This window comes from Streptomyces sp. HPF1205 (assembly GCF_020400825.1).
In the GTDB taxonomy this organism is placed as follows: domain Bacteria; phylum Actinomycetota; class Actinomycetes; order Streptomycetales; family Streptomycetaceae; genus Actinacidiphila.
The window spans coordinates 132,546-151,845 of the sequence record NZ_JAINVH010000017.1 but is presented as its reverse complement, the minus strand read 5'-3'; the positions used below and the strand labels follow the sequence as shown (position 1 = coordinate 151,845).

The 19,300-nt window shown below is 72.4% G+C and carries 17 protein-coding genes and 1 riboswitch; of the genes, 14 read left to right on the top strand and 3 right to left on the bottom strand.

The genetic code is table 11. The features are described from left to right. From K7G61_RS20890 to K7G61_RS20880, 3 genes are all read left to right on the top strand, one after another. A partial coding sequence (locus tag K7G61_RS20890; protein ID WP_225848429.1) for a cbb3-type cytochrome c oxidase subunit I occupies window positions 1-1,072 on the top strand: 1,072 nt, incomplete at its 5' end. After that, the gene (locus tag K7G61_RS20885; protein WP_225848428.1) at window positions 1,069-1,467 is read left to right on the top strand and encodes a cytochrome c oxidase subunit 4; all 399 of its coding nucleotides are present in this window, start codon (window positions 1,069-1,071) and stop codon (window positions 1,465-1,467) included. The genes K7G61_RS20890 and K7G61_RS20885, both read left to right, overlap by 4 nt. 177 nt (window positions 1,468-1,644) lie before the next feature. Next, a complete protein-coding gene (locus K7G61_RS20880) occupies window positions 1,645-2,943 on the top strand; it encodes an Ig-like domain-containing protein (RefSeq protein WP_374204191.1) in 1,299 nt (432 codons plus the stop codon). Between the two features lie 66 nt (window positions 2,944-3,009). Here K7G61_RS20880 and K7G61_RS20875 read toward each other — a convergent pair whose 3' ends face one another. Next, entirely contained in the window at window positions 3,010-3,432 is a 423-nt protein-coding gene (locus tag K7G61_RS20875; protein ID WP_225848426.1) for a hypothetical protein, read from the bottom strand. 156 nt (window positions 3,433-3,588) lie between these two features. Here K7G61_RS20875 and K7G61_RS20870 point away from each other — a divergent pair, with 156 nt between their 5' ends. From K7G61_RS20870 to K7G61_RS20845, 6 genes are all read left to right on the top strand, one after another. Continuing rightward, complete coding sequence (locus K7G61_RS20870) at window positions 3,589-4,209, top strand: heme-copper oxidase subunit III (RefSeq protein ID WP_225848425.1); 621 nt, start codon at window positions 3,589-3,591, stop codon at window positions 4,207-4,209. 91 nt (window positions 4,210-4,300) lie between these two features. Beyond that, the gene (locus K7G61_RS20865; protein ID WP_225848424.1) at window positions 4,301-5,113 is read left to right on the top strand and encodes a c-type cytochrome; all 813 of its coding nucleotides are present in this window, start codon (window positions 4,301-4,303) and stop codon (window positions 5,111-5,113) included. Continuing rightward, window positions 5,110-6,171 carry a ubiquinol-cytochrome c reductase iron-sulfur subunit gene (locus K7G61_RS20860; protein WP_225848423.1) on the top strand — a complete coding sequence of 354 codons (1,062 nt, stop codon included), beginning with the start codon at window positions 5,110-5,112 and terminating at the stop codon, window positions 6,169-6,171. The genes K7G61_RS20865 and K7G61_RS20860 overlap by 4 nt, the downstream gene beginning before the upstream one ends. Continuing rightward, on the top strand, window positions 6,168-7,802 hold the full coding sequence (locus K7G61_RS20855; RefSeq protein ID WP_225848422.1) for a ubiquinol-cytochrome c reductase cytochrome b subunit: 1,635 nt from the start codon (window positions 6,168-6,170) through the stop codon (window positions 7,800-7,802). The genes K7G61_RS20860 and K7G61_RS20855 overlap by 4 nt, the downstream gene beginning before the upstream one ends. Before the next feature lie 162 nt (window positions 7,803-7,964). Further along, window positions 7,965-9,029: an anthranilate phosphoribosyltransferase gene (gene trpD / locus K7G61_RS20850; RefSeq protein WP_225848421.1), complete on the top strand. Its 1,065-nt coding sequence runs from the start codon at window positions 7,965-7,967 to the stop codon at window positions 9,027-9,029. Between the two features lie 121 nt (window positions 9,030-9,150). Beyond that, a riboswitch (SAM riboswitch) is annotated at window positions 9,151-9,267 on the top strand. Window positions 9,268-9,487: 220 nt separating this feature from the next. Then, window positions 9,488-10,927 (top strand): aminotransferase class V-fold PLP-dependent enzyme, encoded by a 1,440-nt coding sequence (locus tag K7G61_RS20845; RefSeq protein ID WP_225848420.1) that lies wholly within the window; start codon window positions 9,488-9,490, stop codon window positions 10,925-10,927. Window positions 10,928-10,975: 48 nt separating this feature from the next. Here the strand turns inward: K7G61_RS20845 and K7G61_RS20840 are convergent, their stop codons facing one another. Together K7G61_RS20840 and K7G61_RS20835 are read right to left on the bottom strand one after the other, a co-directional pair. Then, a complete protein-coding gene (locus K7G61_RS20840) occupies window positions 10,976-11,257 on the bottom strand; it encodes an Lrp/AsnC family transcriptional regulator (protein WP_225848419.1) in 282 nt (93 codons plus the stop codon). Next, the gene (locus tag K7G61_RS20835) at window positions 11,254-12,042 is read right to left on the bottom strand and encodes a rhomboid family intramembrane serine protease (protein WP_225848418.1); all 789 of its coding nucleotides are present in this window, start codon (window positions 12,040-12,042) and stop codon (window positions 11,254-11,256) included. Before K7G61_RS20835 ends, K7G61_RS20840 begins: the two co-directional genes overlap by 4 nt. A 284-nt stretch (window positions 12,043-12,326) precedes the next feature. On the opposite strand from K7G61_RS20835, the gene K7G61_RS20830 reads away from it, so the two are divergent. The 5 genes from K7G61_RS20830 to K7G61_RS20810 all read left to right on the top strand — a co-directional run bounded on the left by K7G61_RS20830 (window position 12,327) and on the right by K7G61_RS20810 (window position 19,186). Further along, window positions 12,327-13,667: an NYN domain-containing protein gene (locus K7G61_RS20830; protein WP_225848445.1), complete on the top strand. Its 1,341-nt coding sequence runs from the start codon at window positions 12,327-12,329 to the stop codon at window positions 13,665-13,667. 411 nt (window positions 13,668-14,078) lie between these two features. Continuing rightward, entirely contained in the window at window positions 14,079-15,113 is a 1,035-nt protein-coding gene (locus K7G61_RS20825; protein ID WP_225848417.1) for a C40 family peptidase, read from the top strand. A 290-nt stretch (window positions 15,114-15,403) separates the two neighbouring features. Continuing rightward, entirely contained in the window at window positions 15,404-16,489 is a 1,086-nt protein-coding gene (locus tag K7G61_RS20820; protein WP_225848416.1) for a C40 family peptidase, read from the top strand. Window positions 16,490-16,568: 79 nt separating this feature from the next. Continuing rightward, entirely contained in the window at window positions 16,569-17,828 is a 1,260-nt protein-coding gene (locus K7G61_RS20815; RefSeq protein WP_225848415.1) for a hypothetical protein, read from the top strand. Then, window positions 17,825-19,186 carry a M48 family metalloprotease gene (locus K7G61_RS20810; protein WP_225848414.1) on the top strand — a complete coding sequence of 454 codons (1,362 nt, stop codon included), beginning with the start codon at window positions 17,825-17,827 and terminating at the stop codon, window positions 19,184-19,186. Before K7G61_RS20815 ends, K7G61_RS20810 begins: the two co-directional genes overlap by 4 nt. Window positions 19,187-19,300: the final 114 nt, after the last annotated feature.

The following is a 19,300-nucleotide window of genomic DNA, read 5'->3' as shown; positions in this document are numbered from 1 at the left end:
GCTGCTGGCCTTCCCGGTGCTGGCCGCCGCCCTGCTGTGCCTGGAGGCGGACCGCAAGTTCGGGGCACACGTCTTCGACGCGGCCAACGGCGGAGCACTGCTGTGGCAGCACCTCTTCTGGTTCTTCGGCCATCCCGAGGTGTACATCATCGCCCTGCCGTTCTTCGGCATCATCTCCGAGGTCATCCCGGTCTTCGCCCGCAAGCCGATGTTCGGCTACATCGGGCTGGTCGGCGCGACCATCGCGATCGCCGGCCTGTCGGTCACGGTCTGGGCGCACCACATGTACGTCACCGGCGGGGTCCTGCTGCCGTTCTTCTCCTTCATGACCTTCCTGATCGCGGTACCGACCGGTGTGAAGTTCTTCAACTGGATCGGCACCATGTGGAAGGGCTCGCTCAGTTTCGAGACCCCGATGCTGTGGGCCGTCGGCTTCCTGATCACCTTCACCTTCGGTGGTCTGACCGGTGTCATCCTCGCGGCGCCGCCGCTGGACTTCCACGTCTCGGACTCCTACTTCGTGGTGGCGCACTTCCACTACGTGGTGTTCGGCACCGTGGTGTTCGCGATGTTCTCCGGCTTCCACTTCTGGTGGCCGAAGATGACCGGCAAGATGCTCGACGAGCGGCTGGGCAAGATCACCTTCTGGACGCTGTTCATCGGCTTCCACGGCACGTTCCTGGTCCAGCACTGGCTCGGCGTCGAGGGCATGCCCCGCCGCTACGCCGACTACCTGGCCGCCGACGGCTTCACCACTCTCAACACCGTGTCGACCATCAGCTCCTTCCTGCTCGGCCTGTCGATCCTGCCGTTCCTCTACAACGTGTGGAAGACGGCGAAGTACGGCAAGAAGGTCGAGGTGGACGACCCGTGGGGCTACGGCCGCTCGCTGGAGTGGGCGACCTCGTGCCCGCCGCCGCGGCACAACTTCCTCACGCTGCCGCGCATCCGCTCCGAATCGCCGGCGTTCGACCTGCACCACCCCGAGATCGCCGCGTTGGACGCCCTGGCCACGACCGGTGCCGCCACGGCCTCGCTGACCGGCGCCGACGACAAGGAGGGCCGGTCGTGAAGGTCCAGGGCAAGATGTTCTTCGGCATCGGCCTGTTCATGCTGGCCACGGCCGCCGTCTACGGCTTCTGGTCCAAGGAGGCGGTGGGCAGCACCGGACTCCTGCTGGCCTTCTGCCTGTGCACCATGATCGGCTTCTACCTGTCGTTCACCGCCAGGCGGGCCGACACCGGCGCCCAGGACCGCGAGGACGCGGACATCGCCGACGACGCCGGGGAACTGGGCTTCTTCAGCCCGCACAGCTGGCAGCCGCTGCTGCTGGGGGCGGGCGGCTCGCTTGCCTTCCTCGGCATCATCTTCGGCTGGTGGCTGCTGTTCTTCTCGCTGCCGGTGATCCTGGTCGGCGTGTGGGGCTGGGTCTTCGAGTACTACCACGGCGAGAACCGCACCCAGTAGGGACGCCCGGCAGGGACATCACCGCGCCGTCGAGGGGCGGGCGCAGGACCGAGCGCGGTCCGGCGCCCGCCCCTCACCCGTTCGGCCCACCGCGCGCGGCGCCTTCGCTCGTTCGTACGCGCCCGCCGCGCGGAAGCGGTCCGCCGTTCCTAGCGTGATCGCATGAGCCACTCATCCATAGGTCACAGGCCCCGCCGGCTGACGGTGCTGCGCTGCGCGCTGCTGCTGGCATCCCTCGCGGCGGGGCTCAGCGCGTGCAACGACGGAAACCCGCTGGCCGACTCGCCGTACGACGCCCACGTGGCCGTGGCGTACGGGACCGCGGGCGGCGGCAAGGCCGACCCGAACAAGCCGCTGCGGGTGTCGGCCGAGGACGGGTCCAGGATCACCGACGTCACCGCGACCGACTCGAACGGCCGCTACATACGCGGCGAGCTGAGTGCCGACGGGCGGAAATGGCACTCCACGGCCGCACTGGCGGCGGGCGCGCACTACACGGTCCGGGTGAGCACCGAGGACTCCGACGGCCACCCCGGCCGCAAGGTGGCCACCTTCGACACCACCCCCGCCGGCGCCGGGCTGCACGTCACCTTCGGCCCCGAGGCCGGGACGTACGGCGTGGGCCAGCCCGTCACCGCCACGCTGAGCGTCCCCGTGAAGGACCCGGCCGGACGCGCGGCGGTGGAGTCCAGCCTCCACGTCAGCAGCGTCCCGCAGGCCGCCCAGGGCTCCTGGTACTGGGTCGACGACCGCACCCTGCACTACCGCCCCCGGGTCTACTGGCCCACCCACGCCACCATCACCGTCACTTCCAGCCTGCAGGGCGTGCGGGTCGGGAACAGCCTGTACGGCGGCAGCGACAAACCCCTCACCCTGCACACCGGGGACCGGATCGAGGCGATCACCGACGCCGGGTCCCACGAGATGACCTTCAAGGACGACGGCAAAGTCCTCAAGACCTTCCCGATAACCACCGGCAAGCCGGGCTACGACACCCGCAACGGCATCAAGGTGGTGCTGGAGAAGGCGCAGTTCGTCCAGATGAAGAGCTCGACCGTCGGCATATCCGACTTCTACGACCTGCCGGTGTACTGGGCCACCAGGGTGACGTGGAGCGGTGAGTACGTGCACGCCGCCCCCTGGTCCGAGGGGTCCCAGGGCTACGCCAACGTCAGCCACGGCTGCACGGGCATGAGCACGGAGAACGCCGAGTGGTTCTTCGACCACGTGCGGCGCGGCGACATCGTCCAGGTGATCAACAGCGACGGCGCCACGATGAGCCCGTTCGACAACGGCTTCGGCGACTGGAACCTCAGCTGGGACCAGTGGCGCAAGGGCAGCGCCCTTACCGGCGGCGGGGGCGGCGTCACGCCGAAACTCCCCACCCCCGGCAGCGGCACCGACCAGCCCCCGACCAGGATCACGGAGGACCACCCGCCCTCCGACCCGGCCCGCCTGCGCCCGGAAGCTGCCTGAATCGGGGCCCCTTCGCCTCCGGTCGCTCGTACCCGCTGCGCTCAGGGGCCTTGATCGTGCGGCCGGTCAGCGCGTCGCCAGGGCCTTCCCGCCGTTGTCGCCGATCCGCCGCCGCAGCAGGACCGCCAGCGTGTCGCTGAGGGCCACCGGGTCGATCGGGTGGGAGGCCGCCGCGTCGGCCCGGCTCCAGGTGGCCAGCCACGCGTCCTGCGGGCGGGCGATCAGCACCAGCGCCGGAGGACAGCGGAAGATCTCGTCCTTGGCCTGGCGGCACACGCCCATGCCGCCGGCCGGGGCGGCCTCGCCGTCGAGCACCATCGCGTCGATGCCGCCCCGCTCCAGTTCGGTGAGGACGGCGGGGAGCGTCGCGCACTCCACGTACTCGACCGGTGGCAGGTCTGCGGCGGGCCTGCGGCCGATCGCGAGCCGGACCTGTTCCCGGGTGTTCGCGTCGTCGCTGTAGACCAGCACCGTGGCGGTCGCCTGCATCCTGGCTCCTCCTCGTACACGCCCTCGTGAACGCTTTCTCAAGCTGCTCGTGGATGCTACTCCCGCCAGGTGGTTTCCCAGAAGGGTTGGTCCGTTCGAGGGAAGCGGGCCGGGAAGGGGACCCCCGGCATCAAGCCCGGATAAGGGACCGACATAATGTCGGACGTGGCGACAGCAACAGCAGTAGATACCGGGCACGCGCACCCGTCGGTCAACCGGCCGAACCTCACCAGCGTCGGAACCATCATCTGGCTGAGTTCCGAGCTGATGTTCTTCGCGGCCCTCTTCGCGATGTACTTCACGCTCCGGTCGGTCACGGGTGAGGCCTTCTGGAAGGATCACGCGCACGCGCTGAACGTCCCGTTCTCGGCGACGAACACCACGATCCTCGTGCTCTCCTCGTTCACCTGCCAGATGGGCGTCTTCGCGGCCGAACGCGGTGACGTGAAGAAGCTGCGCTCCTGGTTCATCGTGACCTTCATCATGGGCGCGATCTTCATCGGCGGGCAGATCTTCGAGTACACGAACCTGGTCAAGAAGGACGGGATCTCGCTCAGCTCCGACCCGTACGGCTCGGTGTTCTACCTGACGACCGGGTTCCACGGGTTGCACGTCACGGGCGGTCTGATCGCGTTCCTGCTGGTACTGGGCCGAACGTACGCGGCCAAGCGGTTCACCCACCAGCAGGCCACCGCCGCCATCGTCGTGTCCTACTACTGGCACTTCGTCGATGTCGTCTGGATCGGCCTGTTCGCCACGATCTACCTGATCAAGTAGCAGGCCACCGCGCCCCGGTCGCACCTGTCCGGTCCGCGGGCACCACTCACAGAAGCATCGACGCAAGAGATACCTGACACCGGGGTAATCCGTGAAAAAGCTCTCCGCACGACGGCGCCATCCGCTGGCGGCGCTTGTCGTCCTACTCCTCGCGCTCGCGGCCACCGGGGGGCTGTACGCCGCGCTCGCGCCGGCGCCGAAGGCGCAGGCCGACGACTCGGCCCAGTCTCTGCAGATCACCGAGGGCAAGAAGCTGTACTCGGTCGGCTGCGCCAGTTGCCACGGCATGAGCGGGCAGGGCTCCACCGACGGCCCGAGCCTGGTCGGTGTCGGATCCGCAGCCGTCGACTTCCAGGTCGGCACCGGCCGCATGCCGGCCCAGCAGAACCAGGGCCCGCAGGTCCAGAAGAAGAAGCGCGTCTACAACCAGGGCGAGATCGACCAGCTCGCCGCGTACATCGCCTCCCTGGGCCCCGGGCCGTCGACCCCGACGAAGGACCAGTACAGCCCGACCGGCGCGGACATGGCGCACGGCGGTGAGCTGTTCCGCACCAACTGCACGCAGTGCCACAACTTCGTCGGCAAGGGCGGCGCGCTCACCGACGGCAAGTTCGCGCCGAGCCTGAAGGGCGTCGACCCCAAGTACATCTACGAGGCCATGCAGACCGGCCCGCAGAACATGCCGTCCTTCCCGGACACGACGATGCCGCAGGACGCGAAGGCCGACATCATCGCCTACCTGCAAGAGGTGGACAGCGCCAAGAGCAGCAACCCCGGCGGCTTCACGCTGGGCAGCCTCGGCCCGGTGTCCGAGGGCCTGTTCGCCTGGGTCTTCGGCCTGGGCACGCTGATCGCTGTCGCCGTCTGGATGGCCGCACGGACGACTAAGGCCAAGAAGTCATGAGCGAGTCTGGATCCCACAACGACGTGTCACAGAACCTGCCTGGTGAGCACGGCACCCACGGCGGCGAACCGGCGGTCAGGTCCGACCCGTTCGCCAACCCCGGGCTGCCGCCCCACGAGTACCGCCGTCAGGACATCGACGAGCGGGCCGCGAAGCACTCCGAGCGCGTGGTGGCGGGGCTGTTCACCCTGTCCATGCTCGGCACCATCGCGTTCATCGCGTGCTTCGTCATCTTCGACATCGACAAGATCGTCTACATCTTCCCGTTCGGCCACGTCAGCGCGCTGAACTTCTCGCTGGGCCTGACCCTGTCGGTGGCGCTGCTGGGCATCGGCGTCGGCTCGGTCCACTGGGCCCGCACGCTGATGTCGGACGAGGAGATCACCGACGAGCGGCACCGCGCCGACGCCGACGACGAGCTGCGCGAGAACGTCCGCCAGCAGTGGATCACCGGCGCCAAGGAGAGCGGCTTCGGCCGGCGCAAGCTGATCCGTACCACCATGTTCGGCGCGCTCAGCCTGGTCCCGCTGTCCAGCATCGTCATCCTGCGCGACCTGGGCCCGCTGCCGCACGACTCGCTGGCGCACACCCTGTGGTCCAAGGGCAAGGTGCTGATCAACAGCAACACCAACCAGCCGCTGCGGCCCGAGGACGTCGCCGTCGGCTCCCTGACCTTCGGCATGCCCGACGGCCTCAAGGAGAGCGACGAGGACTTCCAGGACCAGATCGCCAAGGCCGCGGTGATGATCGTCCGGCTCAAGCCGGAGGACATCAAGGACAAGAAGGAAGCGTCCTGGGGCCACGACGGCATCGTCGTGTTCTCCAAGATCTGCACTCACGTCGGGTGCCCGATCAGCCTCTACGAGCAGCAGACGCACCACGTGCTGTGCCCCTGCCACCAGTCGACGTTCGACCTGTCCGACGGAGCGCGGGTCATCTTCGGCCCCGCGGGCCACCCGCTGCCGCAGCTTCCGATCGGCGTCAACGCGGACGGCAATCTCGTCGCCCTCAGCGACTTCAAGGCCCCCGTCGGACCGGCCTACTGGGAGCGTCCATGAGTACCACCACAGAAACCACCACCCGCCGCAGGCCGACCAACCCCGGTGAGCGGATCGCGGAGTGGACCGACGGCCGGCTCGGCCTGTACAAGCTGGCCAAGTCGAACCTGCGCAAGATCTTCCCGGACCACTGGTCCTTCATGCTGGGCGAGGTCGCGCTCTACAGCTTCACGATCCTCATCCTCACCGGTGTGTATCTGACGCTGTTCTTCCACCCGAGCATGAACGAGGTCGTCTACCACGGCCCGTACGTGCCGCTGCAGGGCGTGCGGATGTCGGACGCGTACAGCTCGACGCTGCACATCAGCTTCGAGGTGCGCGGCGGTCTGCTGATCCGGCAGATCCACCACTGGTCGGCGCTGATCTTCATCGCCGCGATGATCGTGCACATGATGCGCGTCTTCTTCACCGGCGGGTTCCGCAAGCCGCGCGAGATCAACTGGCTGTTCGGCTGGACGCTGCTGTTCCTCGGCATGTTCGAGGGCTTCACCGGCTACTCGCTGCCCGACGACCTGCTGTCCGGCACCGGTATCCGGTTCATGGAAGGCGCGGTCCTCGCCACGCCGGTCATCGGAACGTACCTGTCGTTCTTCCTGTTCGGCGGGCAGTTCCCGGGACACGACTTCGTACCGCGGTTCTACTCGGTGCACATCCTGCTGTTCCCGGGCATCATGGCGGCGCTGCTGACGTTCCACCTGATCCTGATCTTCTACCACAAGCACACCCAGTTCCCGGGTGCGGGCAAGACGGAGAAGAACGTCGTCGGCACGCCGCTGCTGCCGGTCTACACCGCCAAGGCGGGCGGCTTCTTCTTCATCGTCTTCGGCGTGATCTCGGCGATCGCCGCGGTCGCCACCATCAACCCGATCTGGGACATGGGCCCCTACCGGCCGGACCAGGTGTCCACCGGCGCCCAGCCCGACTGGTACATGGGCTTCTCCGAGGGCCTGATCCGCGTGATGCCCGGCTGGGAGATCAGGGCGTGGGGCCACACGCTGGTGCTCGGCGTGTTCATCCCGCTGATGATCTTCCCGCTGGTGCTGCTGGCCATCGCGGTCTACCCGTTCATCGAGTCCTGGGTGACCGGCGACAAGCGGGAGCACCACATCCTGGACCGGCCGCGCAACCGCCCGGTGCGCACCGGCTTCGGCGTGGCCTGGCTGACGATGTACTTCACGCTGCTGATCGGCGGCGGCAACGACATCTTCGCCACCCACTTCCACCTGTCGATCAACACGATCACCTGGTTCGTCCGCATCGGCTTCTTCGTGCTGCCGGTCGCCGCGTACTACATCACCAAGCGGATCTGTCTGGGGCTGCAGCGGCGCGACCGGGACAAGGTGCTGCACGGCCGGGAGACCGGTGTCATCAAGCGGCTGCCGCACGGTGAGTTCATCGAGGTGCACGAGCCGCTCTCGCAGCAGCAGCTGCACGTGCTCACCGCGCATGCCCAGCCCAAGCCGATCGACCTCGGCCCCGAGGTCGACGAGAACGGCGTGGCCCGCAAGGCGAGCCCGGTGGCGAAGCTGCAGGCGAGGATGTCCCGCGGCTTCTACGGGGAGGGGTCCAACATCCCCAAGCCCACCGTCGAGGAGTACGAGGAGATCACCAGCGGCCACGGCCACCACTGACCGCTGACACCGGCGGGTCGACCGCTGACACCGGCGGGTCCGCAGGGGCCCGCGTCGCCACCCGTAAGGGCCCCGTCCACGCGCTGGACGGGGCCCTTCGGCATGCCCGCGCCCGGATAGGCTTCGGTGCGCAGAGCGGAATCCGTCCCTGGAGCGTGAGCCATGAGCGTTGTGCACCCCGCAGGAGGCGTCCCCACAACCTCGCGGTCCTGGCCCGACGTGCTGAGCACCCTGCTGGCCGGCGGCGACCTGAGCGCCGACGACACCGCCTGGGCGATGGACGAGATCATGCGCGGCGAGGCCACCGACGTGCAGATCGCCGGGTTCGCGGTCGCGCTGCGGGCCAAGGGCGAGACGGTGGACGAGGTCACCGGCATGGTCCGGGCGATGTACGCGCACGCCAGCACGATCGAGGTGCCCGGCCCGAGCGTCGACATCGTCGGCACCGGTGGCGACCGCTCCGGCACCGTCAACATCTCCACCATGTCCGCGATCGTGGTGGCCGGCACCGGTGCGAAGGTCGTCAAGCACGGCAACCGCGCCGCGTCCTCGGCCAGCGGCGCCTCCGACGTCCTGTCGCAGCTCGGGGTCAACCTGGAGATCGCCCCGGAGCGCGTGGCGGAGGTGGCAGAGGAGGCCGGCATCACCTTCTGCTTCGCGATCAGGTTCCACCCGGCGCTGCGCCATGTGGCGCGCGCCCGCGCCGAGTTGGGGGTGGCCACCACCTTCAACTTCCTCGGCCCGCTGACCAACCCGGCCCGGGTACGGGCCCAGGCCACCGGGGTCGCCGACGCCCGGATGGCCCCGATCCTGGCCGGGGTGCTGGCCGAGCGCGGCTCGTCGGCCCTGGTCTTCCGCGGCGACGACGGCCTGGACGAGCTCACCACGACCGCCACCTCCCAGGTCTGGGCGGTCCGCGACGGGAAGGTCGAGCACAGCGTCTTCGACCCGCGCGACGTCGGCCTGGAACTCGTCCCCGTGTCCGCGCTGCGGGGCGCCGACGCGGCCCACAACGCCGAGGTGGCCCGGCGCCTGCTGGCCGGCGAGACCGGCCCCGTACGCGACGCGGTGCTGCTCAACTCCGCCGCGGCGCTGGCCGCCCTGAACCCCACCGAGGCGCCCCTGGAGGAGCGGATCGCGGCCGGTCTGGTACGGGCCGGCGAGTCGATCGACTCCGGCGCCGCGGCGGAGGTCCTGCGGCGGTGGGCCGAGGCGACGAACGCCTGACGGGCGGGCGGCGGGCCGCTCGCCCGGGCCGGGCGCGAGGAGCGGCCTTCCGGCGCGGGGCGCTGTCCACTTTCCGGACGGCGCCTTGCGCGCCCGCCGCCGTGTGGCAGAATTCCCGGCAGGTCACGAGTGACAGCGCGAAGGCCCCGGCCCGCTGTCCGGCAACCCTCCGTCCGAGGCGGGGTGCCCCGGGTGATGACCGGGCCGTGAGCAGCGAGGCTCGCGGCAAGCCGGACATGGGGAGTTCTTCGATGCGCAAGCGAATGCGTTAGGGCCGGCCGGCCCCGATTGTGTGTTCCGCCGGTGCCGCCGGCTCCGGTCTCGCCGTACCTCCTTCCGCCTCTCTTTCATTCCTTCCTCTCGCTCGTCCTCCGCCGGGCCCCCGCGCCGGCCGCGCCGTGACCGTTCCGGTGCGGGCCGGGCGCCGGATCCGCCTGCCCTTCCCCGGGAGTTCTGTCATGACCGCGACCAGTGTTGCCGCCCCCCGTGCCGCCTCCGCCTCCTTCTCGGCTTCCTCGTCCCCCGAGCCCTGCCCGCCGCCGCTGCCCGTGCTCGGCCGGGACGTCCGCGTGCCGCTGGTGACCGGCGGCGAGGTCGGATACGCAGCCCTCGACTACGCGGCCAGCGCCCCCGCCCTGCAGCGGGTGTGGGACGACGTGGCCGCGTACGCGCCCTACTACGGCAGCGTGCACCGCGGCGCCGGGTACCTCTCGCAGCTGTCCACCGACCTGTTCGAGCAGAGCAGGGCGGCCGTCGCGGACTTCCTGGGCTGCCGGGCCGCGGGCGACGGCGGGCGGACCGAGGGCGACCAGGTGATCTTCACCCGTTCCACGACGGATTCCCTCAACCTGCTGGCCGCCGCGCTCCCGGCCGGCACCCGGGTCTTCGTCTTCGAGACCGAGCACCACGCCTCCCTGCTGCCCTGGGCACGGGCCAGGGACGCCCGGGTGCGCTACCTGGACGCCCCGCGCACCCCGGAACAGGCCGTCGCCGCGCTCGACGTGGCGCTGCACGGCGCCCCCAAGGGCCCCAAGCTGGTGTGCGTCACCGGGGCGTCCAACGTGACCGGTGAGCTGTGGCCGGTACGGGAACTGGCCGCCGCGGCGCACCGGCACGGCGCCCGCGTCGTCCTGGACGCCGCCCAACTCGCCCCGCACCACCCCCTGGACATCGCCGCCCTCGACGTCGACTGGGTGGCCTTCTCCGGCCACAAGCTCTACGCCCCCTTCGGCTGCGGCGTCCTGGCCGGCCGCGCCGACTGGCTGCGCGAGGCCGACCCCTACCTCGCGGGCGGCGGCGCCACCCGTACCGTCACCCGCGCGCCCCACGGCGGCGTCGACGTGCGGTGGCACACCACGGCCGCCCGCCACGAGGCGGGCTCGCCCAACGTGATCGGCGCCTACGCCATCGCCTCCGCGTGCAGGGCGCTGCGCGAGGCCGGCTTCGACGCCCTCGTCGCCCGCGAGCAGGCCCTGCTGGCCCGGCTGCGGGAGGGCCTCGCCCGGGTCCCCGGGGTCCGCGTGCTGTCCCTCTTCGGCGAGGACGCCCCGCGCGTGGGCGTCCTGTCCTTCACCGTCGACGGCTGGAACAGCTCCCACTTCGCCGCCGCCCTGTCCGCCGAGTACGGGATCGGCGTGCGCGACGGCCTCTTCTGCGCCCACCCGCTGCTGCGGCTGCTCCTGGGGGCCGGGCGGGAGGACCCGGGGGAGTGCGGCGCCCCCGACGCCGTCCCCGGCGAGAGCTCGCTGAACGCCGTCCGGGTCAGCTTCGGCGCGGGCACCCCCGAGGAGCACGTGGAACGTTTCCTCACGGCCGTGACGACCCTCGTACGCGAGGGGGCGCGGTGGGAGTACCGGGTCGAGAACGGGCGGTGCGTTCCGGTCCCCGGCGGCCGGTGACGCGCCCCGTACCCGGCCGACGCCCCGCGCGGCCGACGCCTGGCGCGCTCAGGAGTCCAGGCCGATGGAGAAGGCCGCTTCGAGGTCGTGCTGGGAGTACGTGCGGAAGGCGACGTGGGTGTCGGTGGCCTCGACGCCGGGGATCTTGCTGATCCGGCCGGGGATGATGTCGGCCAGGTCGTCGTGGCGGCCCACGCGGACCAGCGCGATCAGGTCGTAGGACCCGGTCACGGAGTAGACCTCGGACACGTTCGGGAGCGCGGCGATCGCCTCCGCGATCTCGGGGATCCGGTCGACGGACGTCTTGATGAGGACGATCGCGGTGATCACGGCTGTGCGTCTCCCTGAGTGGCTGCCGGGGTGATGACGACGCTCACCTTACGCCGCGGCCGGTAGCAGGCCCACGCGCACAGGAAGCCGAAGGTGAATCCGACCAGGTGGGCGAGGTAGGCGACGCTCGGCCCCGCGCCGCCGGGGGCCTGCGCGGCCAGCCACTGCAGGGCGAACCAGAAGCAGAGCACCATCCAGGCCGGGAACCGCAGGGGGACGAAGAAGAGGAAGGGGAAGACGCTGGTGACCCTGGCCCGGGGACAGAGGTAGAGGTAGGCGCCCAGGGCGCCGGAGATCGCCCCGGAGGCGCCGACCAGGCTCTGGGTGCCGCCGGTGTGGGCGAGGGCGAAACCGCAGGTGGCCAGGCAGCCGGCCGCCAGGTAGAAGAGGGTGAAACGCAGCCGGCCCATGCGGTTCTCGACGTTGTCGCCGAAGACGTGCAGGAACAGCATGTTGCCGACCAGGTGCAGCCAGCTCCCGTGCACGAACATCGCGGTGAGCACGGACAGCCAGGGCATCTTGCCGAAGGGGTGGGGGACAGGGCACCCGGCAGGCAAGTCGAGCCGTGTCACCGGCAACTGGCCGTGGAAGAGCTCGGCGGGCACCACCCCCCAGCGCGCGAAGTAGACCGCCTGCGCGCACCGCAGGTGCTGCCCGGTGCCGTACGAGGGGGTGAAGCCGGACAGCGGTCCCAGCAGGAACACCACGGTGCACACGGCGATCAGCGTGTAGGTGACGGCCGGCGGCCGGTGGGCCGGGTTCTTGTCGTACACCGGGATGACCATGGACCGATCATGGCGGAACGGCCGTAACGGACAAAGGTCGCCTCGCCGCAGCGCGTGCCGCCTTCGAAGCCGTAAGGTGACCGGGACACACCGCCCGCTCACGCAGCCACGACCACACGGGACCGCGCAGACGTCTCGAAGCGGGCTCCATTACGGGGACAATGGAATCAGCAGACGGCGGCCGGGATCGAAGGGGGCCGGGAGGGCGCCGAGGAACCGGACGGGAGTGAGTGGTGGACGGTATCGGCGGCGATCCACGCCCTGAGGAGCGGGCGGACGAGCACGTGCCCGCCCCGGGGACCGGCGAGCCCGCGCTCGACCGGCCGCTGCCCGAAGGGGTGCGGCACCGGGTGGTCGCCATCGCCGCCGACGCCTTCGGGGGTTTCACCTATCCGGAACTCCCGGTGGGCTTGCGCCCGTATGCCCGCTTCACTCCCTCACGGCGTGTGAAGTACGCGGCCAACGCCCTGGCCGCCGCTTTGGAGTCGGACGCCGCCTTCCGGCAGAAGGTCGCCGCCCGGCTGCGCGAGTCGCAACCGGAACTGACCGGGGCGCTGGACGCCGGCACCCCGCCGCCCGCCGCCGACCCGCTGGACGTGGCCGCCGCCGCGTACCTCCTGCGGCCGGCCGGCTGGGCGAAGCTGGTCACGACCGCGGGCGAGGAGGCGGAGCGCGCCGACGCCGAGCGGGCCGACGAGGAGACGCTGCGCGAGCTGGCCAAGCTGCGTGCCGAGGTCGAGGCACTGCACGACCAGGCCCGTACGGAAGCGGCGAGGGCGCGCACGGAGCTGGACACGGTCCGCAAGGAGAGCGACGCGCTGCACCGCAAGTTGCGCGCCGCGCTCAGCGACGTCAAGCGCGCCGAGGCCGCCCAGCGCAAACTCCAGGCCGAACTGGACGAGACGCGGGCCGCCGCCGCTCAGGAGCGCGCCGCGGCCGAGAGCGAGGCGCGCAGGCTGCGCACCCGGCTCGCGGAGGCCGAGTCGACGGTCGAGGCCGGCCGCCGGGCCGTGCGCGAGGGCCGCAGCGTGGAGGACGTACGACTGCGGCTGCTGCTGGACACCGTGCTCGACGCGGCATCCGGTCTGCGCCGCGAACTGGCCCTGCCGCCGCGGGACACGATGGGCGTACGGCCGGCCGACACCGTGGACGCCGTCGCGCCCGGGTCGTTCAGCGCCCGCGACATCGCCACCCGGGCGCTGTCCGAGACCGACCCCGCCCTGCTCGACCAGTTGCTCGCGCTGCCCCAGGCGCACCTGGTCGTCGACGGCTACAACGTCACCAAGACCGGCTACCCGTCGCTGCCGCTGGAGAAGCAGCGGCTGCGGCTGCTCGGCGGGCTCGCCGCGCTGGCCGCGCAGAGCGGCGCCGAGGTCACGTGCGTCTTCGACGGCGCCGACCTGGACATGCCGGTGCTGCTGGCGCCGCCGCGCGGGGTGCGGGTGCTGTTCAGCAAGGCGGGGGAGACCGCCGACGAGCTGATCCGGCGGCTGGTACGGGCCGAGCCGCCCGGCCGGCAGATCGTGGTCGTCTCCGCGGACCGCGAGGTCGCCGACGGAGTGGCCAAGGCCGGCGCGCGGCCGGTCGCCTCCACGCTGCTGCTGAAGCGGCTCGCGCGGGTCTGAGCGGCGTTACGGGGCACGCGTGGGTCCCGCGGGCCGCCCGCCTGCCCGCCGGGCCCGGCGGCGGCCTGAACCGCCGTCAGACGCGCCTCACGGGTGCGGGGTGCGCCTGCGCCCCGCGTACTTCCCGCGTACCCGCCCCGTACTCCCCGCGTACGTCGTCCCCGCGCGCCCCCGACTCACTGTCGCGCGCCCCTCACTCGCAGTGCGATGACCGCCCGTTGTGGGTACGGCGTGTGTAAAGAATGTGCGATCCGGTCGAGATTTTGCCTACAAGGATTTGAACCGATCACAGGAAGGTCACTAAGGTCGGGCCTCGAACCTCCGCGCAGTGATCATCCAACCCGGGTGGCGCTCGGAGGCCGCCCGCCAGTCCAACCGGTAGGCGGCTGAAGGAAGAAGGAGCTCGCCTTCGTGGCGTCCCACCGTCGTCCCAAGCCGGCAAGCCGTACTCGCGTGTCGGTGCTGACCGCGACCGCCGCAGCCGCGGTCGCCCTGTCCGCTCAGGCCGCGCACGCCGCCCCAGCCAAGCAGTCCGTGAAGGACGCCAAGGCGAAGGTGGACGCGCTCTACACACAGGCGGAGCAGGCCACCGAGAAGTACGACGCCGCCAACGAGAAGTTGCATACCCTGCAGCAGCAGGCTTCAAGCCTGCAGGACCAGGTGGCAAGGCAGCAGCAGCACCTGAACCAACTCCGGGACGGACTCGGCGCGATCGCCGCCTCCCAGTACCGCAGCGGCGGCATCGACCCCTCGCTCCAGCTCTTCCTGTCGTCGAACCCGGACAGTTACCTGGACCAGGCGACGACGATGGACCAGCTCACCTCGCTGCAGGCCGACCAGCTCACCCAACTCCAGGACGCCAAGCGCACCCTGGACCAGGAGCGCGCGGAGGCCACGGCCAAGCTCGCCGAACTCCAGGCGACCCGCAGCGACCTGGCCGCCCGCAAGAACGAGGCCAAGAGCAAGCTCGCGCAGGCCAAGCAGGTGCTGGACTCGCTGACCGCCGCCCAGCGCGCCGAGATCCAGCATCAGGACCAGGTCGCCGCCAGCCGCGCCAGCCAGCGCGTCAACCTCGGCAGCGCCAAGCCGGCCAGCTCCTTCGCCGCCGCCGCCTTCCACGCGGCGCAGACCCGGATCGGCTACCCGTACGTCTACGGCGCCACCGGCCCCACCTCCTTCGACTGCTCGGGCCTGACCTCGTGGGCCTACGCCCAGGCCGGGGTCTCCATACCCCGCACCTCCCAGGAGCAGGCCAACGCCGGGACCCGCATCTACTCGGAATCCCAGCTCATGGTCGGCGACCTCGTGATCTTCTTCGGCGACTACCACCACGTCGGCCTCTACGCGGGCAACGGCATGGTGCTGCACGCCCCCAAGCCGGGCGCGAACGTGCGGTACGAGGCGATGAGCGACATGACCTTCGAGTTCGGCGTGCGCGTAGGCTGAGCACGCGGGCCTTCCCGCCCGGGCCGCCGCCGAGTCCCCGACTCCCGGCGGCCCGCGGCGTTTTCCGCCGACCGGTCACGGGCCGCCGGTCGCCGGCCGCCGGTCGCGGGTCGCCGATCACCGGTCGCCGGTCGCCGTCGCGCGGCGGCGACCGTACCCGGAACCGCGCGGCGGCCGTCGCCCGGACCGCGGCGCGCGAGCGTGTGACCTGCGCGGGGACGGCGGCGTTCACCCGTACGGCTGGGCGGCCCGTTGAACTGTGCGCGACCGTATGGTTACTCTTCGCTGCCGTGGCATCCCATAAGCGTGTCTCCCCGCCGGGCCTGGCCGCCCGTACGACCCGGGTCACCGTGCTGTCCGCGGCTGCCGCGACCGCCGCGCTGTCCGGCTCCGCCGCGGGCCTCGCGTCCGCCGACCCGGGCGGCGGCCACGGCAACCCGGCCAGGACGGACGCGGCGGACCGGGCGGGCCCGGCCGACCGGCTCGACCTGCTCTACCAGCAGGCCGAGCAGGCCACCGAGAAGTACGACGCGGCCGCGGAGCACATCCGGCGGCTGCGCCAGGAGCTGAGCGCCCTTCAGGACCGCGCGGCCCAGGCCCGGCAGCGGGTCGACGAACTGCGCGACGCGCTCGGCCAGGTGGCGGCCGGCCAGTACCGGGAGGGCGGCATCGATCCGGCCGTGACCCTGCTGCTGTCCGGCGACCCCGGCACGTACCTCGACCGGGCCGCCACCCTCGACCGGATCAGCGCCGAGCAGGCCGACCGGCTGCGCCAACTCCAGGAATCCGAGCGGCTGCTGGTCCAGCAGCGTACGCGGGCCGCCGCCAAGCTCGCCGAGCTGCGCGCGACCGGCGCCGCCCTGCGGGACCGCAAACGCGCCGTGCAGCGCGCCCTCGCCGAGGCCCGCCGCCTGCTGGCCGCGCTGCCCCCGGCGCAGCGCGCCGCGTACGCCGCGGGCACGCCCGGCGGCCGCGCCTCCCGCGCCGGCCGCCCCCAGCCGGCCGCCTTCCCGTCCCTGCCCGCCGCCTCCGGGCGCGCCGCCCTGGCCGTCGCCGCCGCCCGACGCATGCTCGGCGCGCCGTACGTGTGGGGCGCCGCGGGACCCGACGCCTTCGACTGCTCCGGCCTCATGCAGTACGCCTACGCCCAGGCCGGCGTGGCCCTGCCGCGCACCTCCCAGGAGCAGATGAACGCCGGCACCCGGGTGCCGCTCGACCAGGTCCGCCCCGGCGACCTCGTCATCTACCGCAGCGACGCCAGCCATGTCGCGATGTACGTCGGCGGCGGCAGGGTCATCCACGCGCCCTACCCGGGCGCCCGGGTCCGCTACGACGCCGTCGACATGATGCCCGTCACGGCGGTGACCAGGCCCTGAGCCCGCTCTCGGGGGCCGCCGGCCGCGTACCCGGGCGCCCGCGCCCCGCGGCCGCGGCGGCGGCCGTACGATCGGGCGCATGGCCGCGGCGCGCGTACGACGCTTCAGGGCCGCCGCGGGCGTGTGGGCGGCCGTACTCGCCGTACTCGCCGCCCTGGCCGGCGGCTGTTCACCGGGGTCCGCGCACCCGCCCGCCACGAGCGGCACCGACACCGCCGTGCGGCGGCTCCTCGACCAGCGGGCCGCGGCCGTGCTGCACCACGACCGTGCCGCGTTCCTCGCCGGGATCGACCCGCGGGCCGGCCGGTTCCTCGCCGCCCAGCGGCGGATGTTCGCCGACCTCGCCCAGGTGCCGCTGGCGGCCTGGTCGTACACGCTGGTCCGCACCGGCGCCTTCCCGCTGCCCCCGGCAGCCGACGGCAGCGGGCAGACCGCCGCCGAGGTGCGGCTGCGGTACCGCCTCACCGGGTACGACGCCCAGCCGGTGGTCTCCACCGCGTTCCTCACCGTGACCCGGCGCTCCGGCCGCTGGTACGTCGCGGGCGACAGCGACGGCGCCGCCAGTGGCCACCGCACCGCCGTCCAGCTCTGGGACCAGGGTCCGGTACGGGTGGTGCGCGGGGCGCACAGCCTGGTGCTCGGGCTGTCCGCGCCGGCCACGCTGCGGCAGTACGCGGCCGACGCGGACCGCGCCGTGCCCGACGTCGCCCACGCCTGGGGGACCGGCTGGCCCGGCAAGGTCGTCGTGGAGGCGCCCGCCACGCTCGGCCAGATGGCGGCGCTGGCCGGTGCGGACCCGTCGGCGTACCAGGGCATCGCGGCGGTGACGACCGGCGAGCTGGGCCGGGACGCCGGGGCGCCCGCGGACCGGGTGATCCTCAACCCCTCCGCCTTCGCCGGGCTGTCGGACTTCGGCCGGCAGGTCGTGCTCACCCACGAGACCGCCCACGTCGCCACGCGCCTGGCCACCAACGGCGGCACCCCGCTGTGGCTCTCCGAGGGCTTCGCGGACTGGGTCGCGTACCGGAACGCGGGCCGCACCGCCCGGCAGATCGCGCCCGAACTCGCCGCGGACGTGGCGGCCGGACGGCTGCCGACGGCCCTCCCCTCGGCGGCGGACTTCCGCCCGGGCGCGCCGCGGCTGGCGCAGGCGTACGAGGAGGGCTGGCTCGCCTGCCGGATGATCGCGGACAAGTGGTCGCCCGACACGCTCACCGCCCTGTACCGGTCGGTCGCCCACGGCGGCCCGCTCGACGCCCGCCTGCGCGCCTCCCTTGGCGTCGGGCTGACGGAGTTCACCGCGCGGTGGCGCGACGAGGTGCGCGAGGAGCTGGGATGACACGGGAGGACGGCGAGGGGGCCGGCCGGGGGGACGGCCGGGGGGACGGCCAGGGGGACGGCGGGGCGGACGCGGCGGACGTTCCGGCGGCGGACTCGGCGGGCGGTTCCACGGATGGTTCGGCCGGGGGCTCGGTGGTGGGTCCCGCGGGCGTTCCGGTGGACGGTTCGGCGGGCGCGTCCGCCGACGACCGCGCGGCGGACCCTGCGGACGATTCCGCGGCAGGTTCCGCGGAGGGTTCCCCGGCGGATTTCACGGCGGAGGAGGTCGCGCGGGCCCGGGCGCTGCGGCGGGCTGCGGTTCCGGTCGCGCTCGGCGGGCGGGCGGCGTCGCCGGCGCTGCTGCTCGCGCTCGGGCTGACCCACGGCGGCGCGTGGCTGGTGGGGGCGTTCGGGAACGGATGGGCGGTACGAGTGGTGGGCGCCGCGGTCACGCTCGCGGTGCTGCCGCTGCTGCTCGGGCTGCCGTTCGCGGCGCGCGGGCGGGTGGTGCGCGCCCGCTTCGGGCTGGTCACCCAGGGCTGGGCCGGGTGGGCCGCGGACCAGGCGCGCGGCCTGGCGATCTCCCTCCCGCTCCTGACCGGGGCGCTGTTCGGCGTGTACGCGCTCGCCGGCACCACCCGCCGCTGGTGGGCGTGGGCCGCGCTCGGGGCCGCGGCGGTGACCGTGGTCCTGTCCTTCCTGGCCCCGCTGGTGTTCGAGCCGGTCTTCAACCGCTTCACGCCCATGGCGCCCGGCCCGCCGCGGGACGCGCTGCTCGCGCTCGCCGCCCGTGACGGGGTGGCCGTACGGGACGTCCTGGTGGCCGACGCCTCGCGGCGGACCACGGCGCTCAACGCCTATGTGTCCGGCTTCGGCCGGACACGGCGGATCGTCGTCTACGACACGCTGCTCACCACGGCGGAACCACGCGAGGTCGAACTCGTCGTCGCGCACGAGCTGGGCCACGTGGTGCACCGCGACGTCCCGCGGGGCACGGCGCTGGGCGCGCTGGGCTCGGCGGCGGGCGTGTGCGTGCTGGCCGCACTGGTGACGTGGCAGCCCTTGCTGGACCTGGCCGGTGTGCCGCGCTTCGCCGATCCGCGCTCCGCCTGGCTGCTCGCCGCGGCCGCCGCCCTCGGCGGCGCGGTGGCCGGTCCCTTCGGGGCGGCGCTCAGCCGCCGTGTCGAGACCCGCGCGGACCGGCACGCCCTGGCCCTCACCTCGGCCCCCGCCTCCTTCATCGCCATGCAGCGCCGCCTCACCCTGGCGAACGTCGCCGAACCCGACCCGCCACGTCTCCTCCACCTGCTGTGGGGCACCCACCCCACCCCCGCCGCCCGCATCGCCCTGGCCCGCGCCTGGCCGACGAAGCCTTAGGCCGCGGACCGCACCCTAGGCTGCGGGCGCACCCAAGGACGCGGGCGCAGCCTAGGACGGCGGGCGCACCCTTGGCGGCGGGCGCACCTTGGGACGCGGGCCGCGCCCAGGCGG